This window comes from Rosenbergiella nectarea (assembly GCF_900111105.1).
Lineage (GTDB): Bacteria > Pseudomonadota > Gammaproteobacteria > Enterobacterales > Enterobacteriaceae > Rosenbergiella > Rosenbergiella nectarea.
Map to the genome: position 1 here is coordinate 110,406 of NZ_FOGC01000002.1, position 26,802 is coordinate 137,207.

Annotated in this window: 35 protein-coding genes; 9 read left to right on the forward strand and 26 right to left on the reverse strand. The window is 45.8% G+C overall.

Annotation, left to right across the window (positions count from 1 at the left end):
- Positions 1-4: 4 nt before the first annotated feature.
- From BMX14_RS03355 to BMX14_RS03410, 12 genes are all read right to left on the reverse strand, one after another.
- On the reverse strand, positions 5-451 hold the full coding sequence (locus BMX14_RS03355; RefSeq protein WP_092672793.1) for a phage virion morphogenesis protein: 447 nt from the start codon (positions 449-451) through the stop codon (positions 5-7).
- Positions 444-875 carry a phage tail protein gene (locus BMX14_RS03360; RefSeq protein ID WP_092672796.1) on the reverse strand — a complete coding sequence of 144 codons (432 nt, stop codon included), beginning with the start codon at positions 873-875 and terminating at the stop codon, positions 444-446. Before BMX14_RS03360 ends, BMX14_RS03355 begins: the two co-directional genes overlap by 8 nt.
- Positions 805-1,083, reverse strand: a complete 279-nt coding sequence (gene lysC, locus BMX14_RS16765; protein WP_230527262.1) for an Rz1-like lysis system protein LysC — start codon at positions 1,081-1,083, stop codon at positions 805-807. The genes BMX14_RS03360 and lysC overlap by 71 nt, the downstream gene beginning before the upstream one ends.
- Entirely contained in the window at positions 989-1,399 is a 411-nt protein-coding gene (gene lysB, locus BMX14_RS03370) for an Rz-like lysis system protein LysB (protein WP_092672799.1), read from the reverse strand. The genes lysC and lysB overlap by 95 nt, the downstream gene beginning before the upstream one ends.
- A gap of 43 nt (positions 1,400-1,442) precedes the next feature.
- Positions 1,443-1,778, reverse strand: a complete 336-nt coding sequence (locus BMX14_RS03375; protein WP_092672802.1) for a hypothetical protein — start codon at positions 1,776-1,778, stop codon at positions 1,443-1,445.
- A complete protein-coding gene (locus BMX14_RS03380) occupies positions 1,778-2,290 on the reverse strand; it encodes a lysozyme (RefSeq protein WP_092672804.1) in 513 nt (170 codons plus the stop codon). Before BMX14_RS03380 ends, BMX14_RS03375 begins: the two co-directional genes overlap by 1 nt.
- Entirely contained in the window at positions 2,271-2,483 is a 213-nt protein-coding gene (locus BMX14_RS03385; RefSeq protein WP_071431267.1) for an HP1 family phage holin, read from the reverse strand. Before BMX14_RS03385 ends, BMX14_RS03380 begins: the two co-directional genes overlap by 20 nt.
- A 4-nt stretch (positions 2,484-2,487) precedes the next feature.
- Entirely contained in the window at positions 2,488-2,691 is a 204-nt protein-coding gene (locus tag BMX14_RS03390; protein ID WP_092672807.1) for a tail protein X, read from the reverse strand.
- Positions 2,691-3,155, reverse strand: coding sequence for a head completion/stabilization protein (locus BMX14_RS03395; RefSeq protein ID WP_092672810.1), 465 nt, complete (start codon positions 3,153-3,155; stop codon positions 2,691-2,693). The genes BMX14_RS03390 and BMX14_RS03395 overlap by 1 nt, the downstream gene beginning before the upstream one ends.
- Before the next feature lie 93 nt (positions 3,156-3,248).
- Entirely contained in the window at positions 3,249-3,902 is a 654-nt protein-coding gene (gene gpM / locus BMX14_RS03400) for a phage terminase small subunit (protein WP_092672813.1), read from the reverse strand.
- A 3-nt stretch (positions 3,903-3,905) separates the two neighbouring features.
- Complete coding sequence (locus BMX14_RS03405) at positions 3,906-5,006, reverse strand: phage major capsid protein, P2 family (RefSeq protein WP_092672816.1); 1,101 nt, start codon at positions 5,004-5,006, stop codon at positions 3,906-3,908.
- A gap of 16 nt (positions 5,007-5,022) precedes the next feature.
- Entirely contained in the window at positions 5,023-5,856 is an 834-nt protein-coding gene (locus tag BMX14_RS03410) for a GPO family capsid scaffolding protein (RefSeq protein ID WP_092672819.1), read from the reverse strand.
- Positions 5,857-6,011: 155 nt separating this feature from the next.
- Between BMX14_RS03410 and BMX14_RS03415 the strand changes: the two genes are divergently transcribed.
- Genes BMX14_RS03415 through BMX14_RS03425 form a run of 3 tightly spaced genes read left to right on the forward strand, consistent with a single transcriptional unit; the run spans position 6,012 to position 9,205 of the window.
- Positions 6,012-7,778 carry a terminase ATPase subunit family protein gene (locus tag BMX14_RS03415; RefSeq protein ID WP_092672822.1) on the forward strand — a complete coding sequence of 589 codons (1,767 nt, stop codon included), beginning with the start codon at positions 6,012-6,014 and terminating at the stop codon, positions 7,776-7,778.
- The gene (locus BMX14_RS03420; protein WP_092672825.1) at positions 7,779-8,840 is read left to right on the forward strand and encodes a phage portal protein; all 1,062 of its coding nucleotides are present in this window, start codon (positions 7,779-7,781) and stop codon (positions 8,838-8,840) included.
- 2 nt (positions 8,841-8,842) lie between these two features.
- Positions 8,843-9,205, forward strand: coding sequence for a hypothetical protein (locus tag BMX14_RS03425; RefSeq protein WP_092672827.1), 363 nt, complete (start codon positions 8,843-8,845; stop codon positions 9,203-9,205).
- Between the two features lie 383 nt (positions 9,206-9,588).
- Here the strand turns inward: BMX14_RS03425 and BMX14_RS03430 are convergent, their stop codons facing one another.
- Positions 9,589-9,783, reverse strand: a complete 195-nt coding sequence (locus BMX14_RS03430) for a hypothetical protein (protein ID WP_092672830.1) — start codon at positions 9,781-9,783, stop codon at positions 9,589-9,591.
- On the opposite strand from BMX14_RS03430, the gene BMX14_RS03435 reads away from it, so the two are divergent.
- A complete protein-coding gene (locus BMX14_RS03435; protein WP_092672833.1) occupies positions 9,782-10,228 on the forward strand; it encodes a hypothetical protein in 447 nt (148 codons plus the stop codon). The genes BMX14_RS03430 and BMX14_RS03435 overlap by 2 nt on opposite strands.
- A 64-nt stretch (positions 10,229-10,292) precedes the next feature.
- Here the strand turns inward: BMX14_RS03435 and BMX14_RS03440 are convergent, their stop codons facing one another.
- On the reverse strand, positions 10,293-10,526 hold the full coding sequence (locus BMX14_RS03440; protein WP_092672835.1) for a DinI-like family protein: 234 nt from the start codon (positions 10,524-10,526) through the stop codon (positions 10,293-10,295).
- Between the two features lie 17 nt (positions 10,527-10,543).
- Entirely contained in the window at positions 10,544-10,732 is a 189-nt protein-coding gene (locus BMX14_RS03445) for a hypothetical protein (protein ID WP_092672838.1), read from the reverse strand.
- Between the two features lie 142 nt (positions 10,733-10,874).
- Between BMX14_RS03445 and BMX14_RS03450 the strand changes: the two genes are divergently transcribed.
- Complete coding sequence (locus BMX14_RS03450) at positions 10,875-11,108, forward strand: hypothetical protein (protein WP_092672841.1); 234 nt, start codon at positions 10,875-10,877, stop codon at positions 11,106-11,108.
- Here the strand turns inward: BMX14_RS03450 and BMX14_RS03455 are convergent.
- The 9 genes from BMX14_RS03455 to BMX14_RS03495 all read right to left on the reverse strand — a co-directional run bounded on the left by BMX14_RS03455 (position 11,105) and on the right by BMX14_RS03495 (position 16,677).
- A complete protein-coding gene (locus tag BMX14_RS03455; RefSeq protein WP_092672844.1) occupies positions 11,105-13,468 on the reverse strand; it encodes a replication endonuclease in 2,364 nt (787 codons plus the stop codon). The two genes, BMX14_RS03450 and BMX14_RS03455, sit on opposite strands and share 4 nt — an antisense overlap.
- Positions 13,465-14,331: a DNA adenine methylase gene (locus BMX14_RS03460; protein WP_092672847.1), complete on the reverse strand. Its 867-nt coding sequence runs from the start codon at positions 14,329-14,331 to the stop codon at positions 13,465-13,467. The genes BMX14_RS03455 and BMX14_RS03460 overlap by 4 nt, the downstream gene beginning before the upstream one ends.
- Positions 14,324-14,902, reverse strand: a complete 579-nt coding sequence (locus BMX14_RS03465; RefSeq protein WP_092672850.1) for a 3'-5' exonuclease — start codon at positions 14,900-14,902, stop codon at positions 14,324-14,326. Before BMX14_RS03465 ends, BMX14_RS03460 begins: the two co-directional genes overlap by 8 nt.
- Position 14,903: 1 nt before the next feature.
- Entirely contained in the window at positions 14,904-15,125 is a 222-nt protein-coding gene (locus tag BMX14_RS03470) for a TraR/DksA C4-type zinc finger protein (protein ID WP_092672853.1), read from the reverse strand.
- Positions 15,125-15,352 (reverse strand): DUF2732 family protein, encoded by a 228-nt coding sequence (locus BMX14_RS03475; RefSeq protein ID WP_071431294.1) that lies wholly within the window; start codon positions 15,350-15,352, stop codon positions 15,125-15,127. The genes BMX14_RS03470 and BMX14_RS03475 overlap by 1 nt, the downstream gene beginning before the upstream one ends.
- 68 nt (positions 15,353-15,420) lie before the next feature.
- Complete coding sequence (locus BMX14_RS03480; RefSeq protein ID WP_092672856.1) at positions 15,421-15,756, reverse strand: DUF5347 family protein; 336 nt, start codon at positions 15,754-15,756, stop codon at positions 15,421-15,423.
- Positions 15,696-15,908 carry a phage filamentation protein Fil family protein gene (locus BMX14_RS03485; protein WP_092672859.1) on the reverse strand — a complete coding sequence of 71 codons (213 nt, stop codon included), beginning with the start codon at positions 15,906-15,908 and terminating at the stop codon, positions 15,696-15,698. The genes BMX14_RS03480 and BMX14_RS03485 overlap by 61 nt, the downstream gene beginning before the upstream one ends.
- Before the next feature lie 7 nt (positions 15,909-15,915).
- Complete coding sequence (locus BMX14_RS03490; protein WP_092672862.1) at positions 15,916-16,425, reverse strand: phage regulatory CII family protein; 510 nt, start codon at positions 16,423-16,425, stop codon at positions 15,916-15,918.
- A 30-nt stretch (positions 16,426-16,455) separates the two neighbouring features.
- Positions 16,456-16,677, reverse strand: coding sequence for a regulator (locus tag BMX14_RS03495; RefSeq protein ID WP_092672865.1), 222 nt, complete (start codon positions 16,675-16,677; stop codon positions 16,456-16,458).
- A gap of 126 nt (positions 16,678-16,803) precedes the next feature.
- Between BMX14_RS03495 and BMX14_RS03500 the strand changes: the two genes are divergently transcribed.
- Together BMX14_RS03500 and BMX14_RS03505 are read left to right on the forward strand one after the other, a co-directional pair.
- Positions 16,804-17,382, forward strand: coding sequence for a phage repressor protein CI (locus BMX14_RS03500; RefSeq protein ID WP_092672868.1), 579 nt, complete (start codon positions 16,804-16,806; stop codon positions 17,380-17,382).
- A gap of 27 nt (positions 17,383-17,409) precedes the next feature.
- Positions 17,410-18,441 carry a phage integrase gene (locus BMX14_RS03505; protein ID WP_092672871.1) on the forward strand — a complete coding sequence of 344 codons (1,032 nt, stop codon included), beginning with the start codon at positions 17,410-17,412 and terminating at the stop codon, positions 18,439-18,441.
- Between the two features lie 427 nt (positions 18,442-18,868).
- Here BMX14_RS03505 and BMX14_RS03510 read toward each other — a convergent pair whose 3' ends face one another.
- The gene (locus tag BMX14_RS03510) at positions 18,869-20,416 is read right to left on the reverse strand and encodes an alginate lyase family protein (RefSeq protein ID WP_092672874.1); all 1,548 of its coding nucleotides are present in this window, start codon (positions 20,414-20,416) and stop codon (positions 18,869-18,871) included.
- Between the two features lie 370 nt (positions 20,417-20,786).
- Here BMX14_RS03510 and BMX14_RS03515 point away from each other — a divergent pair, with 370 nt between their 5' ends.
- Positions 20,787-21,020 carry a hypothetical protein gene (locus tag BMX14_RS03515; RefSeq protein ID WP_092672878.1) on the forward strand — a complete coding sequence of 78 codons (234 nt, stop codon included), beginning with the start codon at positions 20,787-20,789 and terminating at the stop codon, positions 21,018-21,020.
- Positions 21,021-21,271: 251 nt separating this feature from the next.
- Here BMX14_RS03515 and BMX14_RS03520 read toward each other — a convergent pair whose 3' ends face one another.
- On the reverse strand, positions 21,272-21,541 hold the full coding sequence (locus tag BMX14_RS03520; protein ID WP_092672881.1) for a hypothetical protein: 270 nt from the start codon (positions 21,539-21,541) through the stop codon (positions 21,272-21,274).
- 1,152 nt (positions 21,542-22,693) lie between these two features.
- Between BMX14_RS03520 and BMX14_RS03525 the strand changes: the two genes are divergently transcribed.
- The gene (locus BMX14_RS03525; protein WP_092672884.1) at positions 22,694-26,608 is read left to right on the forward strand and encodes an Ig-like domain-containing protein; all 3,915 of its coding nucleotides are present in this window, start codon (positions 22,694-22,696) and stop codon (positions 26,606-26,608) included.
- Positions 26,609-26,802 lie beyond the last annotated feature (194 nt).

Consider the following 26,802-nt stretch of genomic DNA (forward strand, 5'->3'; position numbering starts at 1 on the left):
ATGCCTAGCGGGATAGAAAACGGATTAACGTATCTTTTGTTAAGGTTTCTACGCTGTCATTAACCCCGAGTAAACGCCTTGCGGGATATTGCGCCATTGGCCCATTACGTCGCACCCGGTCGCGTAATCCGTAATGGTGTACTCGCGCCGTGTGTTGCACTTGGCTGATAAACCCGACGGTTGCGGTACTGGTGTCAGCCGTCGCTTTAAGGTATTTCGCCCTACGCAGCTTGCTAAACATCTGGCGTTTAATGCGACCTTTCTTGCTGCGGGCGGTGACTTTACGTGGGGAAAAGGCTTGTCCATCCGGATCACGTTGTAGCCGAATATTGGCTTGCTGATTACGCCGCACCTCTTGCGCCAACTCGCGCAACATTTTCTTGCGCGCGGTGGGTTGCAGATTCTCAACAAGTGCTGACAGCCACGCATCAACCTCGCTGAGTTCAGCCATGCTTCACCGTCCACATTTCTTCGGGCGGCTCAGGTTCGTCAACGGCCATAACGCTTGAGATACTGCCATCGCTATTAACGATCACCCGCTCAGTGAGGTGTAAGTTAATGCTAATGTCGCACGCCTCGTTATTGAGAATATCGACCTCAAAGCTGAATAATTTTTCGCGCAGTTCCGGGTTATTAATCGCATCCGATTGATTGACCTGTAGCCAAGCGATAATCGGGGCCATTAAAAGATTTTGGTCGCCGCTAAAATCCTCAATCACAAGGTTTAACACATAGCGATATTCCCACGACATTGACGGCGCGGCAGTGGTGACCAGCGAGCCATTATCAATAAAAACGTGCAGCTTATCGGGATTGGCTTGCAGGTACGGTACGGCTTTGCTGAGCGCTTGGCGTAAGTGTTTTGGTTTGTTCACTCATTTTCTCCTGACAGGTAACAATCATATCGACCTTATCGGCACAGCTTGCCCATGCGGCCTCGCTCTCACTGAGTGCCGTCCACAATTGACCGTTATCGTTGGGGGCTGATTTAGGGAGCTGGCAGCGGGTGATTGTCGGACAGCCATTGACGGTAATCTTCACCTCGGGTGAAGGTCGGTCGTTGCTGCAAGCGGATAACATCATCAGGCAGCTTAGTAGCAGCCCAATTGCGCAGGGTTTCATTTTCACGGGTGAGCGCCTCTATGGTGTGTAGCCGTTCGCGCAATAACACGCCGTTTTTCTCGGCGTTAGCAGTGAGTGCGGCAAGTGCTTGGCTATTGGTTTCAGTGAGTATTGAGAGCGCGATCAGTTGGCTATTCTTATCGGCTATTTTCTCTTTATTGCTCTTCAAGTCCTGTTGCTGTAGGCCGATGATGTGATGGGCTTCATGAAGTCGCCATGAGATAAAAAGTAAGGCAACGAGTGCCGCCGTGCAAAGCAGTGAAATTAACTTCAGCATCTGTCTGCCACCTGAGTTAATTCAATTTGTATCATTGCTTTAGCTATGGCGGTAAATAAATATTAGCCACGATAAACCAACCACAGACGATTAGCTCCCCAGTCACTACTAGAATGAAAAATATTCGAAATAAGGTTTCCATCTCTGATTGATAGCGAGGGAAGCAATATTGCAGCTGACCTTTTAGCCAGTGCCTTTTCTCGCTCTCAAGTAACATTATTCTTATCGCAATAATTATTATCCTGAATCGATATAAAATACTTATGCCAACCACCGGAACAAACCACGACGCATAGACACTCTGCGGCTCAAGCAGGGGGATAAGCATCAATACCAGCAAAGTTGTAGCGAAAGCCCAATTGATAAATTTAAATTGCATTATTGCGCTCCTTGTAAGCACCAGATCATTTCGCGTTGCCGCCGATTATCGACACCCTGATTGAATACCCCTTTGACATATACCCAGCGCGGGAGCTGCAAACAGGCATCAGTGAAGCGTCTTTGATTGGCGAGTTTGATTAAGGTTGAATCACAGGCTTTTTTCGTGCCGACGTTAAAAGAAAATGAGACTATCGCGTCATAGACTTTTTGCGGCGGCGTGACCAGCAAACAGCGCGTTAACGCGCTCTCGGTGTTCATTACGTTGGTAATGAAGTTATGCGCCGCTTGTCGCTCGCTAATAGTTTTGCCGGGTATTACGCCCTTTGTGTTGCCGATCCCATCGGTCCACACTCCGGCACTGCATTGATAAGGCTGTAGCCGACAGCCTTCAAAGTCGGCAATGAGTCTTAACCCTTGCGGCGAGGTATGCAGCGTTTGCATCTGTGGCAAGGTGGCGACAATCGCCAGCACCGCGCCGACCATACAGCGCTTAACGATTTGCGGCGTCATACTCCTCCCGTGTCACTTTTCCACTGCGTAGTAAGGCTAAGGTTTGGCGCTTGTAGTACGCATTGATTAATACCGTTACGACGCCCAGCGCCAACCCGACAATTGTTGAAATATCTTTCAGCGATAAATCACCAATCCACGCCATCCCCACAGAGATAAACCAGACGATAAAGGTGCGAATTTTTTCCCACATCGTGTTAATCCCACAATTGCACGGTCTGGCGCGTCGGTGTTGTCACACTGTCCGGTAACTCGACGAGTAGCCCGTGCGGTAAAAAAGGTGTGTGCTCGCAGAGTCCCGGATTGGCCGCAAGTACCTGTTCGGTTACGCCTTGCGTGCGTCCATAATGACGCCAGCAAAGCTCGTCCACCGTGTCATATTGGCGCGCACGCACTTTCATCAGATAAGCTCCACGACACAATGCGGCAGGTCTTGCACACGGCTGATTGCCCAGCGCGCATCGCGCCATAAATCATCACCGACTTTCTCTAGCTCGGTGCCACGCTTACTCCCGGACGCCGTCGCGTCATAATCGGCGTAACGCTCATAAAGCACGGCGCGCACCCAGCACCAGATCGCATTAAGATAGTGATGGACCCGCTGGCTTTGGTTGCCAAGTTTCGAGGCGGGCACCTCATCAAGATGGTTATAACCCAGCAACTCTTGACGCTCGCGCCATGCATAAAGCTCGGTATTGACTTCACTCATGGCACTGAGCACTACCTGCTTTAACCGCTCTGGGGTTACGGTGCCATCGCTGCGCATCACTTTGGCGTACTGCGCTAAATTTACTTCCGGCCAAAAGCTGTTATTCGGGATCACCTCCGGGGTGCCCTGACTTGTCTCAGGCGACACAAACTGCATGGCCTTTCTCCTTAATAGGTGGGCGGTGAACGCAGCGTTGATAAGGTTAGAAACCTATCGCGGCTGCGTGCCGCCCTACGCGTTGGCGTTGGGTTAGCCGTTGGCTTGCTGTAAGCGTTTAACCAACTGCTCTATATCCTTTTTCACTCCGCATCTGTCATGCAGGGCAAGGGCTTGATTTAGGTGATTAAGTGCCGCCATCGGACTGACCTCTCGCAGCACATAGCCAATAGCTTTGTGGAGCCGCGCCAGTGATGGGTCGGGCATGTCGCAGCCCTCAGTCACACTTAAGACGCGTAGCAAGGTGTCCGCAGCAAATTCTTGCTTGGTGGCGAGTGCTTTGAGCGCACTGTCAGAAAGTTCCTCAACGACCCAAGTGGCGACATTGCGCGGTGTTGGCATCGGCATAACCCAGCGATGCGTTAAGGCGTGCTCGGCAATGCGCAGCGCTAAGTCAAAATCTCCCGCATCAATCGCCCACACCATCACATAGAGCAACACATCATCCTGTCGCTCGCTGCTGGCCTCAATCACGCCGTTAATCCATGCAAGATATTTGGGAAGCAAGGTGATTTTTATTTCGGCTTTGCGCACATGAGACTGAATCCCCTTTAATCGGCGACGGTCTTCATTGAGCTGCATTAGCATCAATTCATAACCATTCGCGTGCCGGGCAGAGCCTCCCTGTCGGGAGGCGGATTCTGCCTGAATACGCAGCCGATGTTGCCGGGCAGGACTCAGGCTCATGGATTAGCTTCCCTCTTTTTGGTTGGCGTTTTGTTCTGCATTAGCTTGCGAATCGTCAGCCTTGCTCGCCGTTACCGCACCGACCAGTGAAATATTCTCCACTAGAGCTGCGCAGCGGTAGTCTTCGACCACATAGGCTTCGTTGACCGATTCGTAGTTCTCAATCTGGTCACGCTTGGCGTTGTCGATAATGGTGCGACGGCGGCTCTCTTCCTGCCAATAAATGGAGAGGTTATCTAAACGGGTGATAAGCAATGCATTCGCGGGGAAGTACGGCGCACGCACTGCTTGCAAGCCGCCCATGCGTTTCTGGCTGATAATCAAATCTGCCGCCAGTTTCTCGCTATTCGCTTGCTCGGCGTTGACCAATGGGAAATATTTATCTGCCAGTAACTCACGACCACAAATTACAACCAGCTCGTCATCATCTTGGAAAATCGGGTCGATAAGCTCGTTAACCGCATCCATCACTAACGCATCAAGGTTTAGATAAGTCCCGCCTGTACCAATTTTGATGGACGCAGCGGTTGTTACGCCGTCTTTTGTTGCGCTACCCATTACCCGTTCTGGTGCATCTTCGCGCAGCTTTTGCAGCCAGCCTTTGTTAACGTCTTGCAATAACGGATTTTTCACGCGGTCGGAGGTCTTCGCGCGCTGGGTACCGTTAAAGCCAATCATGATACGGTCAAGCGCTTGGCGCTTAATGATGGCGTTACGAATACGGGTCTGGAAGTCTTGGAACTTCGCCCATAAATCCAACTTGGCATAGGTAATCGCGGTGTCAAAGTTGGTTTGCTCGCATTTGTACTCAATGCCACTCATCACCATCGGGTCACTGGCTTGGCGGTCTTTGGTCGTGGTGTCAGTGGTGCCCGCAATCGTGCTGCCAACGCCTAACCCTAAAAGCTGGCCGGATTGGTCAGTCACGCCGATCACGTTGATAAGCGTTAGGAATGCGGCACTTTGTTGGATTTGGTCTTCCAGTGTTTGCGCCATTGCTGGCTCAACGCTGAATTTACCGTGTAGCTCGTTCTCTTCAACGTTATAGATGCGCGCTAACTGAGTGAGGTAGCCATTAAAGGCAAAACGGGTGTTCTTTTTCATCGGGGTAATCGCTCCGTTAGCAATTGGTCAGGTTTTCGGTTGGCACTTGGCCACCCGGTGCGCGTTGTCGGTAGTCATTGCGCGAGTCTGCTGTCTCAAGCTGTGCCTTGAGTGCATCAAACGCAGTCTGCTGGGCCGCTAACTTCTCAGTGAGGGCTTGCAAGTCGCTGGCTTGCTCGTTGATCGTTATGGTGAACTGCTGGCTAAAGGTTTGCTGCTCGGTTGCCAGTAGTTCCACGGCTTGATGTACGTCGCTAAAACGCGCTTCGTCGTTAAGCTGTTTTTTGGCAAACATCGCAGTTACACGGGTAAACAGGCTCGGCTTTTCTTCCGGTAGCTCTTCAAGTTCGATTGTGGTTTCAACGGCCGCCGTAAACAGGTTGTCTTTATGCTGCTTACGATTGGCGAGAGGGTTGTGCTCGGCTTTAGCACTAAAGGCCAGCATTTCGGTGCCAAGGCTTGCCGGGTCGTCGGTAGCGGCAAGGCCCGAGAGATAGGCTTTTCCGGTGTCGGCGAATTGCGGACTCACTTCCATTGAGGTGAAAATCTTTTGACCTTTTTTGACCAGCTCAACCAGTGCGTCGGTTGGCAGAATATCGGCATAGAGGGCCATTTTTCCTGATAATGGGCCATCTTTAATTTCTTCTGCGGTCAATGCCGCAACGGTACCGTAGCGATTAAAGGTACTGGTCGGATCGTAAGCCTTGATGTGCTCAAGGTTAATCTGTGCGGTATAGAATTCGGGGTTATAACTGGCGGCCATTTGCACCAGCCAATCACGGGAGATTTCGCGACCGTCTGACGTGGCACCTTCCACACCAATACGAAAACGCTTTGCTTTCACTGCCATAGCTGTGCTCCGATTAATAAAATGCTGCGCTCATTCGCAGTTAGGAGCCTTATGGTTGCGGTTTCTGATTGGCTGAACAATCAGCGCCTCTTGTGGGGTTCACTACACAAAACGCGCTAAGCGAAAGGTTTAGATTCAGGCCGTAATCTTGTGCCATGAACATGACCCCGACGCCCGAAGAACTCGATCCCCGCAGACAAGCCTTGTTGCTTTACTTTCAGGGGTACCGCATTGCCCGCATTGCACAAATGCTGGGCGAGAAAGCCGCGACCGTGCACAGTTGGAAAAAGCGCGATAAGTGGGGCGAATACGGCCCGCTTGAGCAGATGCAGATCACCACGGCCGCGCGCTATTGCCAGCTCATTCTCAAGCCGCAAAAGGAGGGGAAGGACTTTAAGGAAATTGATTTACTGGCCCGCCAATCAGAGCGCCATGCACGCATCGGTAAATTCAACAATGGCGGCAACGAAACCGACTTAAACCCCAATATTGCCAGCCGTAACAGCGGCACCCGCAAGCCCCCAGAAAAGAATGCCTTTAGCGACGAGCAGTTTAAGAAGTTAGAGTCGATTTTTCACGAGTCGATGTTTGGCTATCAGCGCCAATGGTGGGAGGCGGGTAATAATTTTGCGGTGCGTAATCTGCTTAAATCCCGGCAAATTGGTGCCACCTTCTTTTTTGCCCGTGAGGCATTGGTCGATGCGCTGAAAACGGGCCGTAACCAGATTTTCCTATCGGCCAGTAAGGCACAGGCCCATGTCTTTAAGCAGTACATCATTGAGTTTGCCCGCGAGGTTGACGTCGAGTTAAAAGGCGACCCAATGACGCTGGGTAATGGTGCGTGCTTATACTTCCTCGGCACCAATGCCCGCACCGCGCAGAGTTATCACGGCAATCTCTATCTTGATGAATATTTCTGGATCCCCAAATTCCAAGAGCTGCAAAAAGTCGCCTCGGGTATGGCGCTGCATAAACAGTGGCGCGAAACCTATTTCTCAACCCCGTCTAGCCTGACGCATAGCGCGTATCCGTTCTGGTCAGGCACGCAATTTAATAAGGGCCGCGCCAAGTCAGACAAAATCGACCTTGATATTAGTCACAGCGCACTATCACGCGGTCGGCTGTGTGAGGACGGTCAATGGCGGCAAATTGTCACCGTAGAGGATGCGGTGCAGGGCGGCTGTAATCTGTTTGACCTTGAACAACTTCGCCAGCGCTACAGCCCGGAAGATTATCAAAACTTGCTGATGTGCATGTTTATGGATGACTTGGCCTCGGTGTTCCAATTAGCCATGCTGCAAAAATGCATGGTCGATAGCTGGGAAGTGTGGGAAGACTTTGAAGCATTGGCGCTACGTCCATTCGGCTGGCGCGAAGTGTGGATCGGTTACGACCCGGCCAAGGGCACACAAAACGGTGACAGTGCTGGGTGCGTGGTGATCGCCCCTCCTGCCGTGCCGGGCGGTAAGTTTCGTATCCTTGAGCGCCATCAATGGCGCGGCATGGACTTTAAAGCCCAAGCCGAATCCATTAGACAGCTCACATTGCAGTATAACGTCACCTATATCGGTATTGACTCGACAGGGGTTGGTCATGGGGTTTATGAGAACGTCAAAATGTTCTTTCCGATGGTCAAAGAGTTTGTCTATAACCCTACCGTTAAAAATGCCTTAGTGCTCAAGGCTTACGACACCATTAGCAGTGGCCGTTTAGAGTTTGATGCGAGCCACCTTGATATTGCGCAATCCTTTATGTCGATCCGCAAAACCACTACGGCCAGCGGTAATCGCCCCACTTATGAAGCCAGTCGCAGCGAAGAAGCGAGTCACGCCGATTTAGCGTGGGCGACGATGCACGCCTTAGCCAACGAACCCCTACAGGGCGAAGCCGCCCATACTGGCAATATTATGGAGATTTTTTAGATGAGCAAACGCAGAGGCAAAAAAGCATTGCCAGTAGTGAGCGCGACTGCCCAAGACAACACGGCGACCCGCGCCGAGGCGTTTAGTTTTGGCGACCCGATCCCGGTACTCGACCGCCGCGAGCTGTTGGATTATGTCGAATGTATTCAGCTCGACCGTTGGTATGAGCCGCCCGTGAGTTTCGACGGCTTGGCGCGTACCTTTCGTGCGGCGGTGCATCACAGCTCGCCGATTCAGGTTAAGCGTAATATTTTAATCAGCTCATTTATCCCGCATAAGCTCCTCAGCCGCCAAGCGTTTAGCCGCTTTGTGCAGGATTATCTGGTCTTTGGTAATGCCTATCTGGAAAAGCGCACCAATCGACTCGGCGGTATTATCTCGCTTGAGCCATCGCTGGCAAAATTCACCCGACGCGGCACCGATTTAGACACGTACTGGTTTGTGCAATATGGCTTTAATACTGAGCCGTACCAGTTTACGCCCGGGAATGTTTTCCACCTGATGGAGCCGGATTTAAATCAGGAGATTTACGGCTTACCAGAATATCTCTCAGCTATCCCATCAACCTTGCTCAACGAGTCGGCGACCCTGTTCCGGCGTAAGTATTACATTAACGGATCGCACGCGGGCTTTATCATGTATATGACCGATGCGGCGCAAAATCAGGAAGACGTGAACAATCTCCGCACGGCAATGAAAAGCGCGAAAGGCCCCGGTAACTTCCGTAATCTGTTTATGTACGCCCCAAACGGTAAAAAGGACGGTATTCAGGTTATCCCGCTGTCTGAGGTCGCGGCGAAAGATGAGTTTCTCAATATCAAAAACGTGAGCCGTGACGATATGCTGGGTGCGCATCGGGTACCGCCGCAGATGATGGGGATCATGCCGAATAACGTTGGCGGCTTTGGGGATGTTGAGAAAGCGAGTCGCGTCTTTGTGCGCAATGAATTGCTGCCACTTCAAAAACGCTTTGAGGAATTGAACGAGTGGGCGGGCGAGGAAATTATACAGTTTGCGCCTTACTCGCTGGATGATAATAACGCTGATGAACGTAAGGAATAATCATGGGATGGGTAGGCGTTGATCTCGATGGTACACTGGCAGAATATCCCCCACAAAATGGCGGGGTTATTGGTGATGCCATCCCTGATATGGTTGAAAGGGTACTTAAATGGCACGCCGAGGGGGTTGAGCTAAGAATATTCACGGTTAGAGCGACATCTAACACAGGGATAAAACAGGTTAAGGCTTGGTTAAAAGCTAACTCACTTCCTGAATTAGCCGTCACCGCCGTTAAAGATAGCGGATTGATAGAGCTGTGGGATGATAGGGCGGTGAGGGTTATTCGAAATACAGGGGCAGTCTGTCCCGGCTGTGCAAATCAATCTCACCTAAGCGCCTTACATTGGAAGGTCACAAACTGCTAGTCTCGTTAAAACGAACATCTCTCCCTTAAACTCTACCATCCATTTAAACGCAATGAGAGCGCCCTGATAAGGCGCTCTTTTTTTTGCGTGCTTGGTATGGTTTATTCATTTTAAGCTCCCACAGCGTTGCTGAGTGATGACTGATTATACCCAGCGCAGGGGTCGGCGCGCAATCGCCCGCCCGCCTTCGCTCTTCACTTAACGACCCGTTTTTCATGCACTTTACGATCCATTAAAAAACCCGCATGGCGCGGGCTTTAGGGCGATTTTTAGTGCAAGGGACTCATGCGTTTTCATGCAGCATAGACATGCACTTCGCTTTGAGCAAAAAAAATCGGCAACTGAGTGCCGATTCATGGAGGTTAACGTGCTAAATGGTTAACTTATTGATGGATTCTAATGTAGTTTAAGAGCTGCGAAACGATAACAGCCATTTGTTGCTGGGTGGCTTGTTCGGTTATTTTTGCAGTATAGCTTTCAATCTCGCGAGAGCTGAGATCGTTATTTTCAGCCATTATGATTAGGTTTTTGACCCAATCTATGAATGGCGCATCATTACTTTGAATGGAACTTTGCATGACCAAAAACCTCGATTTATTTAACCTTCAAACAGCGGAAATTTTTGCTGTGCTGTGGGCAAATTTTCCAGTACCTCAAATTTTCAAGTACGAAAAATTCAATGCTGCATTACCTGATGACTATTTTGAACAATGTAACTCACCAGAAATGGTTGAGTTAATGCAATTGCGTAGTGTGGTCGAAGGCACATTTAAATTTTTATGTGAGAATGGTTACATTCACTACGAGGCTGATCACCAGACACACTTTAGGGACGTTCGTTTAACCGAAAAATCTTTATTGGTACTCAATATGGAATTAGAGTCCCTAGAGGGTAAAGAGACAATAGGCGATAACATTATCAAAGCCGTAAAGAGTGGGACACCTGCGGTTATCATTGGAACAGTTACAAATTTATTTACTACGGCTATTACCCTAATGGCTAATTTTGTTAACGGCTCCTAACGCCTCACTCTGTTCGTTGTTCAACCTTATCGCCCCAAACCACAGATTTGAGGCGATAAGGTTTTCAATTTAACCAGCTGTCGTCTTCCCAAACTTGCTGCAAGGTGTTCATCACCTTTTCTTTTTCTGCGTCAGACTTCAACCCACTAATATTCAATCCATCGGCGCTTCCCGTCCGAATGCGCACGACTGTTTTTGGGTAGCTTTGGCGCAGATTTTTATAAATTTCAGTCTCTAACGCATCGAAAACGGACTGTTTAATTTTTTTATCTTTGTTAAAGATGATCTCTATACGCATAAAATCTAACCTCAATATTAATTTCCACTGGAAGGGGTAAAGATAATGGAGAAATCTTTGCTTTTGATGACACTATCACCTGCAATTTCAGCAATGATATTCAATGCTATTTCTCTGTCCTTCTCTTTAATAGCCCCTATTGACGCGAGTCTTGCTATTAATTCAACTCGCTCCAATCTAACAACTTCTTCGAACTCACTCCCCATTACTCCCCCTTCCAAAACAACTGTATATAAGTACAGTATATAATAATTTCAAAATATAAAAGTCCTTTTTTTTATTTTTTTTGAAAATTTGGTGAGGTATAAATACATAAATTCTGCTAATGGTAATGAAGAGCGAATAGCGATGAGAAAGGCAAGCATCGAGTTGGTTGCACCTGCTAGAATTGTCACACTGATTGCTGGCGAGTTCGGCTATGGTAAATTTTTATACACAGTTGACCTTAGCGCCGCCAGCGAAAATCCCCCTACGCCATCGCAATGGCTTGATGCCCTTGAAGAGTGCAAGAGAAAAGCACGAGAATTACGCTATGATGTCTCGCGAGTAAAAGGACAACACCTCACACTAGACAATAATTAATAAACTTGAAGGTAAGATCGCCATTTGTCGTCTTCTTTCAGCCTATTCTTTTCATAGAAAATGCGTAAGCCGCCACCAGATGGGAAACTACCACCCTTGGTTAGGTGTTCAATTTCACCTCCGCTACCTGCAAACCCTCTTGCTCTCAATTCTGCCGCTAACTGGTCATACTGATGTTGCGTGATTTTCTGTTGATAGCCTTTAGTAACACGCCTTTTTATTTGCCCAACCTGTTTTAACCTTGAATAGAGTTCCCGTTGTTGTTTTTTCGTCAGGTTATCTAAATCAATAGGCTCCTCACTGGGTTCTGGCTCGCTTTGTTCTTTCTCAATTTTGGTTGTTTTTTCTACTAGGGGACAGTTATTGCCACGAGTCCAAGGGGCGCTAGCGCCCTTGTCGGCTTGCGCCTCCTCAACGTCAACGGCCTTACGAACCATTTTCCACTTAACCGCGTGTGTGCAAATTTGACCTTCGATAAGCGGCGACCAGACACCATAAATGCGCACACTGTGATCGCCATAAGCGCTAGGCTCGTCATTAAGCTCGTAAGCGGTTCTAACGATATGATGCTTTCTTGGTACCAATACGCCGCCTTGCTTCATGATGTAGGTTGCAAAACAGCCCACGTCTGCTGCCGCTAAGACTGCATCAACTTTCTCATTGGATAAAACAGGCGCTCCCGCTTTGGCTTGGGGCTGAGTTCGTGCGGTTTGCCCTGCAAGTAAACGCAACTCGCGATACGCTTGGCGACCGGGGATGCCGAAAAATCTAAATTGCTGTATGCGGTGAAGCGAGGCCCATGCAGTGACATGCTCGGCGCTATCTTTGAGTGATTTACCTGTCTCTTTGCTGATTTCATCTGACAACCCGCGCCCATCAATATTTTTACTAACATATTTAGCGATATAGCTAGTCGGCGTGCCTTTTCGCTCGTCAACAAGTTCAGCCTTGAAACGAGGCTCAGTACCATTGACCAGCTCCTCACGGTCTTCTCGTATGGCGAACTTTTTTAATAGGGCTGTAATTTCTTTACGCTCTTTTTTGCGCATGAAGCAAAGTAGATGCCAGTGGACAGTGCCATCATGGTGAGGCTCGGCAACGCGCACGCCATACCAGCGCAACCCTGCTTTGTGCATGGCCTTTCTGAATGCAGCGAAAGTATTAACCAGATAGTCGCTACTTTCCCGGACGGTTTGGCTTGTCCATTTTGGGTTAGGGCGACCATTGCTTAACGTTGCATGAAAGCGCGAAGGGCAGGTAATGGTGTAAAATACCGCACAATCACCACGCATTTCGGCGATTAGTTCAAGGCCCTTAACACAGGCCATCATTTCATTGCGGCGGTTAGCAGGGTTACTGTTACTACCGTTTATGACATCTTCCATGTCTAGCGTATTACCGTCCTCATTCACTAACTCATGTGAACGGAAAAACTCTAACGACTTTCTACGCTGTTCGCGTTTATGGATCACGGCCTCATAGCTCACATAAGGCGAGGCTTTTTTATTAACAAGGCATACTGCACGCAATTGCTCTTCACGCCATTCACAGCGCATCTTCCACAGTTTCCGATACCACCAATCAGCGCAAAGCATCCGCGCCAATGAACCCGGAATAAGGTCGTAAGGCACAGGCTTTCGTCTGCTTTTTTTTCTGCGTAATTGCTCAAACGCCGGAGGGATAACGTCTAGCCTCATTGCTTGGGCTGCGACGCTCTCCCATGCGCTACGGATTTCTTCTGGTTTAACGTTTTCCTCTTGGAAAAGATGATCGCTCGCTTCATTGAGGAACATCCCCATGTGCGAAGCTACGAGCGTAGAGAGTTTTTTTACTTGCTCTTGATTCATTTCAGGCAGCGTTAATAATCCATCTAACCCTTCAAGGCTTGCCATGTATCTAAACGAGCTGGATATTTGGCTATCTCGCACAACATCAAGGCGGTTGAGACAGGGCTTAATGGTCTCAAACAGATAGCGGTTATAGAATTTAGGCTTATCAAGTCCTTGAAAGTAAGTGATCCGCTCGAGCAGCGGTTTACTGATATGGGGAGGTTGTGCCTTAACATCGGCGATAATATGTAAAACAGGGTCTAATGCTTGCTGCTCTTTAGCCATCGCAACATGACTAAGTTTGTTCTGTTGGTCATACTCGCGCTGGATAGGATCGCGGGTTTCATTGAAAAAGAACTTATTCCAAACCTCATCGCTCAGAGCTTCTTGTTGCGCGATTTTATGTGCATCGTCAGCTTTATAGAGAGCGATCAGGTTTGAAAGCGCCGAAGGCTTTGGCGCTTGAGGGGAAATATAAGGGTTTACTGCTTCCCGTGGAGCGTTCCACGGGTAAGCGTATTGTGAAGTCATTGAGGCACCCGTAACACTGCTGAACGGTCAGGGCGTGACGCATAATCTAACCCCCAAAAAAAATTAATAGCAGGAGCCTTGGTTAGGATCACTTCATTGGCTTGCTTGCTCTCCCCAGCGGAAACCCCAATACTGCGTTTTACTATCAATTCACTAACATCAAACTCTTGGTAAATTTCGCGGATATAAGGCGTATCTTTATTAGAAGCAATGACAGGAACGTGTAATGCCGCAACCCGAAGATAATTTGCCAACTCCTGTTGGTCGGCCTTATTAAATCCACTTGTGTGATAACCCGCGAAAGTATCGTCATACGGTGGATCGCAATACACGACATCACCCGCCTTGAGCTGCTTTAAAGTCTCTTGATACCCAGCGCAAAGAAATGTTGCTCGCTTTGCCTTTTCGGCAAACGCCAGAATCTCACGCTCAGGAAAGTAGGGCTTTTTATAATTACCGTAAGGGACGTTAAATTGTCCTTTTTGGTTGTAGCGACAAAGTCCGCGATAACCGTGGCGATTAAGAAAAAGGAATAAAGCCGCGCGAAAAACACCTCCCTCGAGAGTGCCTTGATTAAATGCTTGTCTAATCGCATTGAATCTAAGTTGCGAGTTATTCCCTTGAGTGAACATCGCTTTTGCGTGCGTCAAAAAAGCAGAGGTATTCGCCTGGATCTGCTTATAGAGATTAATTAAATCGGGATTGACGTCTGCTATCAGGTATTGGGGGTAATCCGTTGCCATCATCACAGCACAAGAACCCGCGAAAGGTTCTACCAATCGCGAGCCATGAGGAAGGTGCTTTGCTAGTTCCGGTATGACGGCGGACTTATTGCCCGCCCATTTTAGGATAGTGCTATTCATGGCCATCACCCTTAGCCATGACCTTTATTAACTCTAATGTTAGTAAGCAATCCGAAAGCGCACGATGAGCAGAACCTTCGATAACTACACCTTCATGCTCTGCTGCATCAATCAACTTATGCTTCTTGTACCCATCTCCTTTTTTAATGCCTCTGTACATTGCGTAGGCATCCATGACGCAACAGTGTCTTTCATGAAATCGCTCGAATAAGACCGAGATAACACCATAGTGCTCATAAGTTGTTTGCTTAATCAGTCTTGCATCAAATGCCGAGTTATAAGCCAAAAAATCATCAGAACCAGCAGCTAGTATTAGCTGTCCAATAACCTCTGGCCATGAAGGAGCATTGGCTATCATTTCATTTGTTATTCCATGAATAGCTGTTGCGCTGACAGGGATGGGCTTTAAAGGCTTGACTAGAGTGTTAAGCATTATTTTCCCGTCACATCTTAATGCTGCTACCTCAATGATTTCTGCATCATCACCAAGCCCCGTGGTTTCGGTGTCAATGATTACCATTTGTTTTTCGACCCATTTTTTCGCCCTGCATGTAGCTACTGAACTAATCATTTCATTTCCCTCTGAAATTATTTTTTTTAATCTCTGATATTTGCTGGCAATCAACGCAGCGCTCTACATCAATCAATGTACGGCGGCGCAGCTCTGGAATAGGCATGTCACAATCAACGCAGAAACTACGCGATGGTAGTTTTTGCCTGTTAAGCACATTATCTACATTGCGCTGACGCATCTCTTCGGTGCGCTCTTGCGTAAAGTCCATTGAGTCGGCCATTAGTGAAACTCCTGCGATTCGTGCTCATAACGTGCAGCCTCTTGGCGTAGCAATTCGGCAGCTTCAATACCTGTTAACTCATTGCTGGCAATGTGGGCGGCTAACTTATCTAAACGTACGGAAGCCATTAATGCGCGGTCTTTGCGCTCTTCGTCTTTGGCCTTTGCCAGTAACGCAACTAACGCGTCGTTATCTGATTTAATTTGATGTTTTTGGATATTTCGCATCGTTCTAACTCCTGAATTTAGGCAAAAGAATGCCCGGCGAGTTGACGCCATTTAATTAACGGTTTTATTTAGTTTGGTAAGGCTATTCGCTTGGGGAATAAACTCACGACTGCTTTTAGTTGATTCATCGCTGAAACTAGCGCTGTCCTTTCGTCAGTCGTCAATTCACTCAGCGATAAGTGGTGCTTATTTGTTGGTATCTTTGCTAAATAAAATATTGCTGACAGGGTTCGAATATTCTCCTCGTTATTTGAATCACGCGGGTCACGCATATCATCAATAAACCGTTCAACCTCTTTCCAGCTATCACCCCAAAACTGCCCACGAATAGCAGCAATGTGATTTAGTGTCGAGACACGTTGGCCCGCACTAAGTTGCACAGTGTTTGCACCTTCGATTGCCATGTGTTCACCTTCTTGCGTGTTGTTAATGCTTGTAATAAGTCAGACTGAGATCGGCTAGGGTGAAAAAGCTTTCCGTCGGCACCGATAATCCAACCGTGCCCATAAGACATAGATGGGCTTTTTTTCTTTAGCCTTGCTGCGAATGAAATCATGTTTACCTCAGCTCATTCCGATTGATGCGCCAATGCCGCTGATCGCGTCTACTGTCGTGCTTAACGTAGGGCTTGAGTGAATCCGTGATTGCACAGCAATAGCAGCCAGTGTTAAGCAACGAATCCCCATGTTTACGCTGTTCATCACATTGCGGCGAGTTGCGTTACATATTGCGCCTTGGTTTGCGGCATTGGCGGCTAAGATTCCGACTTCTGCCGTTGCCTTGAGAACGTAAGTGGGAAATTTCTCGTCAGCCACTTCATTCACTGGAACGCAAGGAAGACAATTTAATTGGGCAAGTGCACCATCAACTAAAGCCGAGTCCTCGGTTAAGTCGGTAAGCGTAAGCAGTTCTCTCACCGTTAACTGGTGTACTTGCTCGGGGTTTAACTTATTGCGCAGGGTTTGCGGTTGCATCCCGGCTTGCTCTGCAAGTTGCTCAAGATTGTGTCTCTTTGCGAACCCTGAACAAGCATCATCAAAGTGCTTATGTATGGAAACCTTAAAATCAAACATGTTTAGCCTCAATCTAGCGTGTATATTCGATTAAACGGTAAGGGCAATATCGCATTCTGAAAGGGCTTGGATTGTTAATGCAGCCATGTTGACTTCAACCAGTCCTTTCTTTTTGGCACCTTTTGGCTTGATTGGCAGTCTTCCATCAGAGATTAATTTGTCAGCCGTATTACGGTTTAAGCCTGTTCTACGGCAATACTCTTCTAAAGGTAGGTATGGTTCAGGGATCGTAATTGTAATATTAGGCCTCATGAGGCAAACTCCTGTATACGCCTATACGTCAATATAGGCTGATATGGTTAAATATAAGTATTATTCACTAAAGTCTACAGTTCGCATCATATTCTCGCTAATGCGTTCTGTAAAGGAGAAATTACCTTGAGTCTACAAATTAATTTCGAATCCGGTGGCACTGAAGTTCTATCGAGAGTAATAGAGGCTTACGGATTTCACACAAAACTAGCATTAGCTGATCACCTTGGTATCGCTAGCAGTAGCTTAGCTATGCGTTATAAAAGGGATTATTTTCCTTCTGACATAGTTGTGCGTTGTATGGCTGAAACAGGAGTAAATCTTGAGTGGCTGGCCACAGGATACGGAGATAAATTTAATGAGGTCTCTATTACATTTTTGAGGCTGAATAAGCACAAGCTTGTAGATGGGCAGCTTTTCGAAGATGGAGTTATCTCCCTTGATAAGTCGCTTTTTCCTGCTGGCAAATCTCTTCCAAATCAAGGAATGTATGTTAACGATGGCACTGCCTACGTTGTCGAATGTGATTTTAAAGAAACCTATGATGGCATGTGGCTTGTTCAGGTAGCAGGAAAATCTAGTATTCGAACCTTAACTCACTTACCTACTAATATGGTTCGAGTAAACGGTAGCAATACCACATTCGACTGTTCTATTTCAGATATTACCGTTATTGGCAAAGTCATAATGACTATCGAGTGTTGATTTTTTTCAAGTGAGCGTGCGCGATATATGGCAGTTAGAAAGTTAAATAATGGCGATTGGATTGCTGATTTTTATACTGTAGACCGAAGTGAAGGGAAGAGCGGCAAGCGAGTCAGAAAAAAGTTCTCGACCAAACACGAAGCAACTGCTTTTGAAAATTATACCCTTCAAAAAATTGACTCTTCTCCATGGTTAGGAGAAAAAAAAGAGTCACGCACTCTAAATGATCTTATAGAAACCTGGTACGAAAGACATGGAATTACGTTGAGTGATGGCAAGGCTAGGATGAGTTCCATGAGATGGGCCATCGAATGCATGGGCCATCCTAAGGCTAACGAATTTAACGCTCAGGTATTCACTTCTTACAGAGCAAAGCGATTGGATGGTCTTTTTTCTAGAACCAGCAGAGTTTCTAAGGTTTCAGCCCGTACAGTCAATCTTGAGCTTGCTTACTTTTTAGCTGTGTTCAACGAATTAAAAAGACTAGGGGAATGGGAAAGGGAAAACCCGCTGGAAAATGTTCGACATTTTCGGATAGACGAACATGAAATGGCTTATCTAACCAGCGAGCAAATAGACACCTTGTTAGCTGAATGTTTGAATAGCAGCTCTCCTGACTTAGCTTTAATTGTCAAAATCTGCCTATCTACTGGCGCTAGATGGAGCGAGGCGGAATCATTGAAAAGTTCTCAGCTCTCTTTCGACCGCGTCACTTACATAAAAACAAAAGGCAAAAAAAACCGAACAATACCTTTAGATCCTTTAATCATCTCTGCCATTCCTAAGGCTAAAGGCCGTCTTTTTAAACCTTGCTATTATGCTTTTCGCAATGCTCTTGAGCGCGCGAATATAGAGCTTCCCGCAGGGCAACTTACTCACGTACTCAGGCACACATTTGCAAGCCACTTTATGATGAATGGAGGCAACATTCTAGTTCTCCAAAAAATACTTGGCCATAGCGATATAAAAATGACTATGAGATATGCTCATTTTGCTCCAGATCATCTCGGTGATGCCTTAAAACTAAATCCTATTAATTGTCGCAAAAGTGTCGCGTGAGCTTATTGATATATATGTGTATTTATCCATATTAAGTTTTTAACTACATGATTTTAATGTAGGTTATTGTTTTTAAATGCCGTGTAAACCATCTCATAATCGTTTGGTCCCCAGTTCAAGTCTGGGAGGGGCCACCAAATTTTACCTGTTAAATCAGGACATTAAGCCACTCGATTGAGTGGCTTTTTTGTTGATGTTTTTTCGAATGGTGATACTCGAATTCTCTTTTTTTTTATCAGGCGTAAAAAAAACCGCTCGGCGCGGGCTTTAGGACGATTTGGAGTGCAAGAGACTCATACGTTTTCATGCAGTTTAAGCGCAGAGTAAACATCAGGTGATAAATTACATATGATTCTTGTTTTATGGGAAATGCTGAACAAAATCATAAGCAAATACGCTTAATCTTTTAAATAAACTATTATGATCTTTAGGGGTTTTGATAGTGTGTCAAAGTCTCCCAAATCATAAAATAACTCGCCCCAGTAGGTCTAAAGCCTTTTATAAACAGCTCACTATTTGGAAGTGCTAACTGGTTTCTATTAGTCAACTCATCAAGTAACACTTCTCCCTTGCCTACAGAAGACCCTAAATCAATTTTTTTTCCACAAGGATTATTTACTGAATCTGGTTGTATCGCGCTTTTATCGTCATAAAAATTTGTATTGTATTCGGAACCATATTTAAGTCTTACTGCATTTACGGTCCCCAATGTCTCTTCTTTCGATAAATTATAACCTTGGATTCTCGCTGACTCCAAACCATTTGCTAGAGCTGATAGTCCCCATATAACATGGCCTATGTCACGACATGTCTCTTGAGATAACCCACCTTCCCCGATGGATGATGAATTAAATTGCTGTCCTCTCCAGTATCCAGCTGTACTCAGTAAAGATGTTGATGAAATATAGCTATTTCTCCAAAAATAAGGCGGCATCGGTAATGTACCATCGTTCTTCATATAGATATAAGCTGGTAGCATTTTTCTCCATTTATCTACACCTTCAAGAAACGTTTTAGTATCATTGTTAAAAATGCCAATATTAATGAATGCTGTTGCTTGTGAACTAAGCAAGTTTCCACCGTAATTTCCGCTTGTAAAATAGTTTTTCTCTATGAATTCTATAGTGTATTTTTTTAACATCTGACTGAAATTGTTAATGTCCGATGAAGACCAAACAGATATACCTTGACTATTTAAATATGTTGAACGAATAATTTCTGCTGCTCGAGGCCATACATCCCCTGACCATGCAGCTAAGTTAAACCTATTAGCGCCTTGTAAGTTACTATTTAATGTTTGCGACCATGCATTCATAATAGCTATAGCATTATCGGCATAACGGTTATCATCAGTGATGTACCAAAGTAGTCCTTGAGTGTACGCTGCAATAGCATCTTCTCTGTAATCTACCCCTGTTTGATCATCAGAGTTTATCGATGAATGAGGGTGGGGTTTATAATTTAGGTTCCCATAGGTGCTATTCTTAGCAGACAATAATGCTTTGTATCTCATTGAGTCTTTTTCTAGCAATGTGTTTTTGATATTTGCAAGCATTTCTGCATTAAGTAATATCCCTGGATGAGAGAACTTAATAGGTTCAACAACCTGTAACTTGAAAGATTGAGTGATACTATTTTTAAGGTTAGATTGTATTTCTATATTATAATTACCATTTTTAGTAGTAGGTGGAATGCTTACATTTAATGTAAATATCGGTAGGTCATTGGATCCATAATCGTTTTTACAATTATCTCCTCTAGTACCGGTACAGACCAAACTCCATGTTGCCCCTTCAGGTAATCCATGCAGAGATATATTTTTGCTTACATCATCTTTCTCTTGGGCTAACAGGTAATATTTTGCCTCACTTCCTTGCATGACGGTTACTGTACTAGGTATTATTTTTATCATTGAAGCTTGTACATTTAGAGTAACTAGCACGATAGCTGATATCAGTATGAGCCTCATTAACATAAAAACCTCTCGTAGTCATTATTAGCGTAAATAAACAGTGATGGCCGGCATCATAAAATTTTGGCGTTTATGCGAGAAAATAATATTGCATAATTTCACCATAATAACCATGAAATGATATTCAATGCTATTTCTCTGTCCTTTTCTTTAAGGGCTCCTATTGATGCGAGTCTTGCTATTAACTCGACTCGCTCCAATCTGACAATCTCTTCGAATTCACTACCCATTACTCCCCCCTCTCATAAAAACTGTATATAAGTACAGAGCATAAGAATTCTAAAAGATAAAAGTCCATTTTTTGATTTTTTTTTAAAATTTGGTGAGGTATAAATACTTAAATTCTGCTAATGGTAATGAAGAGCGAATAGCGATGAGAAAGGCGAGTATCGAGTTGGTTGCACCTGCGAAAGTTGTCACACTGATTGCTGGCGAGTTCGGCTATGGTAAATTTTTATACACTGTTGACCTTAGCGCCGCCAGCGAAGATCTCCCCACTCCATCGCAATGGCTTGATGCCCTAGAAGAGTGTAAGAGAAAAGCCCGGGAATTGCGTTATGATGTCTCGCGAGTAAAAGGACTAAATCTCACACTAGGCAAAAATTAATAAAGTTGAAGGTAAGATTGCCATCTATCGTCTTCTTTCAGCCTGTACTTTTCATAGAAAATTCGTAAGCCGCCACCAGATGGAAAACTCTCGCCCTTGGTCAGATGTTCAATTTCACCTCCGCTACCTGCAAACCCTCTTGCCTTCAATTCCGCCGCTAACTGGTCATATTGATGATGAGTTATTTTCTGCTGATAGCCTTTTGCAACTCTCCTTTTTATTTGCCCAACCTGCTTTAGCCTTGAATAAAGTTATCGTTGTTGTTTTCTCGTCAGGTTATCTAAATCTATAGACTCCTCACTGGATTCTGGCTGGCGTTGTTTACCCATCGCCTTTGCTTTACCATCGATACGAAAGCGAAGGTGTTTGGAAGCAGGATCCCAAGCGGGTAGGGTCAAGAGTTGATTTTCAAATAGCGCGGCGAATGCTTTGCTGTGTAGCGGGGCGAGGTACACGGAGATACCGGCGATCACAGAGTGCCGTAAAAAACGGCGACGTGATACGTTGACACTGCTCATCATGAAATACGTTCCTTTGATTGGGCTTTTATACAGCATGGGAACGCTTTCATGGTAATTCGATGCCAATGAGTAAGTCTCCCTGACATCGACTTTTCTCGTTGACCGCGCTGGCATACTGCTCTGTTATTTTGTTATATAAATATTACCTATAACTTTTTAATATAACTATATAACCATTATTAATCGGCCAACTTTATCGCTTTACTTTGATAAAGAGCACTTTTCTGAGGTTTTTTCCGATGTAGCCTTCCTAGCTTGTTAGGGGCGAACGATGCTGACCTGAGCAGGAAGTGATGGGGCGGATCTTTTCGAGGGGGTATAGCGTGGGGAATTTTTATCTGCACTTAGCCTTGGAGAAAGCTCTTCGCTTTTCTGATCATATTATTAAATCTAATAAAAATATGAAATTTTTTTATTTTCTGTAATTTCATAAAAAATAATCCCATCTGGAAAAATAAGTCTTATTTTGTGATATTAAATATCGATTTGGCGTTTTTTATTTTTAGGATTTTTTGTTTCTCAAGAAAATTATTTGCATGATTCTCAGAATCTATTGCATTAAGGTCGGAGAGAAAGGGGGATATCCATAAGATATTTTATTGGCTAGAGATTATGTTAGAGAAAGCCTAGGTCTTTAATTGTGGTGAAAATAAACGTTTGATCAAATTGCGAACTGCACCGTTAATTACATCCCTTCCCCTTCGTCCCTAACTCATTAAATTAATTGACTATTCACTATTGTGAAAAACGTCGATTGATTGACTATTTATACCTCGATATGTATATGCTCTGAACCAATATATCGATAAAAAAGGCTATTTTTGATGTGTTTACTATGGAAATTATCCTTAGTGGGTTGTTTTTATCATTCTTTTTAGTTTCTTCAAACGGTATACCCTCGAGGATTCACCTGATTCTTATAAGTTCAAAATTTGTGACACACCTTACATAATTGCAAAGGTAACCGTGATTTATCAATAAAAAATATTTATTGAATATCTCGTTGCATTACTATGTCGTTTTCTCTACTTTCACTATTGCTTGAAGACTTAGGAATAATCTTACTCACTAAAAATTCTGCTTATTAAGCGGAACTAGCTCACGCGCATCTAAAAAATATAATTATCAAAAAATATTATTGAGGCTAATTCTATGATGAATATTGTTGCTTTATCGAAAGAAAAGGGAAGTAGCTATACAGAGCATTCTTCCGTCGTTACGCTCGACTCAGCATCGATATTGAAAATAGCCATTAGCCGTGAAGATATTAAAAGCTTTTCTCGTGTTAATAATGATTTGATTGTCGAACTTAATGACCATGAAAAAATCACTATTAAAAACTTTTTCACTGTTGGTGCAAATGGGCAGCACAGTGATTTAGTGTTAGAAGACCCGCATGATGGGACTTTGTGGTGGCTTGAAAACCCTGGTACCGATGCAGCGGCATATACATCAATCGATTCTTTAGCCGAAGTGGGTACACAAACTACAGCGAATGAGCACATAGGTGCTTGGACAATAGCTGGGGCTGCTCTGCTTGGTATAGGTGCCATGCTATTGGGAGCATCCAAGTCCGACCATAGACATTCGGATAATGACGATTCTGACAGTGAGTCTGGTAGTAAAACAACAACTACTACTGGCAATACTGTCGTGAATGGTGAAACGGGAGATACCACTGCTCCCACTGAGCCAAGCGGTATTCAGCTGAGCGATGACGGAAAAACGATCTCCGGCAAAGGCGAAGTAGGCTCAACGGTCACCGTCAAAGACGCCGAGGGCAATACGCTTGGCAGTGCAACGGTGGGCAGCGACGGCACCTTCAGCGTTACCCTTCCTACTGCGCAAACTAATGGTCAAACCCTAAGCGTCACCTCTACTGATGCTGCGGGCAATACGTCTTCGGCGGCGACAATCTCCGCTCCAGATACTACGGTTCCGGCTGAACCAAGTGGTGTTCAGCTAAGCGATGACGGAAAAACGATTTCTGGTAAAGGTGAAGTTGGCTCAACAGTCACCGTGACCGATGCAAGCGGTAAAGCGCTAGGTACCGGCACAGTTGGTGCGGATGGGACGTTCTCAGTAACCTTAACCACACCACAAACCAACGGCCAAACCCTAAGCGTTGTCTCGACCGATACGGCGGGTAATGCCTCAGATCCCGCCAGTGTCACAGCTAAAGATACGACCGCGCTCGCAACACCGACTGATGTTGTTGTGAGCGATGACGGTGTAACGGTTACTGGTAAGGCTGAAGCGGGCTCAACGGTGGCTATTAAAGACGCTGCTGGCACAACTTTAGGCAGTGCAACGACAGCCGCTGACGGTACCTTCTCTGTGACTTTGTCGACAGCCCAAACTAATGGACAGGTATTGAGTGTTGCTGCCTCCGATAAGGCGGGTAATACCTCCATTGCAACGTCTGTTACAGCTAAAGACACCACGGCACCCGCAGCACCGACTGATGTTCTACTAAGCGATGATGGCGTAACCGTTACAGGTAAAGGTGAGATCGGATCGATTATTACGGTTACCAATATAAATGGTAAAGCGTTGGGAACCGGTAAAGTGGACAGTGATGGGACCTTCTCTGTCACTTTAGACGCCGCACAAACGAATGGGCAGACGCTCAGCGTTGCCGCTTCTGATACCACAGGGAATACTTCCGAGACGGTTTCGGTAACGGCTAAAGATACTACGGCACCAAACGAACCTACCGATCTTGTGATAGATGACAGCAGTTTAATGCTATCAGGTAAAGGTGAAGAAGGGACAACCGTTAAAGTGTACGACAGTAACGGTAATGTTGTAGCCAGCGGGACAGTAAATGACGATGGCACATTTGAGGTCAAACTACCTGAAGGGCTGTCAATAAATCAGGACTTATCAGTTACGCTCACTGACTCGTCAAACAATGAATCAGATAAGGGCATAGTTACCTACTCTGATAACAGTGGCTCTGGAACAGATGATCAGCTTATCGCCAATGCTGATACGCATACGGCAACGGTTACCGCTGTTCAAGATAACCTCACAGGAACATCGGGAAACATTGTTCAAGCGGTAGGGTTGACCGCGCTCAGTGTGGTCGATATATCGCTGTTCTCGTCCAACACCTTTGATTTTACAGTGAGTAATAATACGTCGGAAGACGTCACATTGGATGTGAGCGGTAGCGTAGCCTTAAGCGCTGTTGCGGGATTAACTTCTCTGCTATCACTGTTAGGGTTAAATAACTTTAGTGCTGATTTATCGGTGATTAATACGAGCACGGGTGAGGTTGTTCAAACTCTATCCAATGCTATTTCGATTAACGCTGGACTGGTTAACCTAACCTATAGCGGTTCGGTCTATATTCAGGGGTTGACCTCCGGAACGTATACCGTCGCAGTGTCATCCGCTAACTCATCTTCCGTGGTGGGAAGATTATTATCACTGTTGGTGAGCGCAAATGTTGGTACGGTACTGAGTGTCGATATTACCGATTCAGTCCAGTACGTGTTCGGTGAAACCAGCGGCAATGTATTAAGTTCTGATACTGCGGGAGATGTTGCGGATACTGGAACCAGTATTCATGTGACGAGCGTAGTGGCAACGAGTGTCGACGGATCGAGCGCGGTTACTGTGGCAAGTAGTGGCACAACAACCATTACTGGAGAGTATGGCGTCCTTACCATTGCTGCGGATGGAAGCTATAGCTATCAACCGACCAGCGGGAACAGTGATATCGGTAAATCGGATGTCTTCACTTATACCATTACCAATGCGTCAGGACAGACTGCAACAGCGACCTTAACGCTGACTATTGAAGGTACGCACTCAACGGCGGTAGCGGATGTGGTATCACTTAGTGATACCACCGTATTGGCAGCGGGTAGTAGTTTAACCTACACCACTGATACCTTGGTTAATGGGGTAACCGTTGCCAAAAATGCAGTGGTTACTAATTCGGTTTCACAATCGATCACGGTAGCTTCTGGAACAACATTAGATGACGCAAGCTTAGTACTAAAATTTACGGCAGCTAATAGTATTCTTAATCTATCAACCACGGTCGTATCAGGCACTTTAACGATACTGAATGTGACGACAGGCGAATCTGAGTCGTTAACCTTGAGTAATGCTTCCCTCCTATTAGGGACTAGTACGAGCCAAACTATCTCACTCTCCGATATGGGGTTAGCTGAGCTAACAGAAGGGAATTACACTATAACCTTAGCCTACAGTGCGACCAATAAGTCGGCTCTGCTTGGCGGTGCGGCGTTAACCATCACAAGTTCTCTTTCTGGAACTTCGGTCGATACGACTCACCACTATACCGTATCAGAAACCACGTCAGGCAATATCCTAGATGGCACTGACTCTGATAGCGTCGCCGACACCTTCGGTATTCAATATCAGTCCTTTACCATGACCGGCAATAACGCTTCAGGCACCTCGGTCTCTTATACGGTGAGTGGTGGCGATAAATCGATTACCGATTCGAGCGGCAGTACAGTGAGCGGTGATACGGCCACACTGTATGGCAAATACGGTACCTTAGTGATATCGAATGAGGGTTCTTATACCTATACCTTAAAAGCCGGTATTGATACCTCGACCATTACCACTAAGGAGACATTCAGTTATTCATTGAACGATAGCGATGGCACCTCATCGACCGCTAAGTTAACCATCGATCTGCATCCAGTGATTACCGGTAGCGCCAATGCCGATACCATCGCAAGTACGGCGTATGACGATACCTTCACGACAGGAAGTGGTGCGGATACCGTAGTTTACAAACTACTGGCTGATGATAATACCGGCGGTAATGGTAACGATACCTGGACCGATTTCTCTGCGGCACAAGGCGACCACATTGATGTCTCGGCGCTACTCGTTGGCTGGGATGGTAAGTCGAGCAGTTTAGGAAATTATATTTCGGTCAGCCACACCGATAATAATACCGTAGTCTCGATTGACCGCGATGGAACGGGTAGCCATTACAGTTCAGCGACATTAGTTACGCTAGAAAACGCCAACGTCACGCTCGATGAACTGATTGACCACAATTCGTCATCATAATGATTAAGCGGGAGGCAACTCCCGTTTTTTTACGTCTGTAAAAAGTTAAAAGATTTACTATCGGCGCAAGAGATTGATTTTATGAAGAAATTTTGCTTGATCACCTTAAGTAATTTAGTGGTTCGGGGAGTGTTGGGGATCAACATTATCATTAGCGTTCCAGCATTGGCGGATGAAGCGATAATCAGTGCACA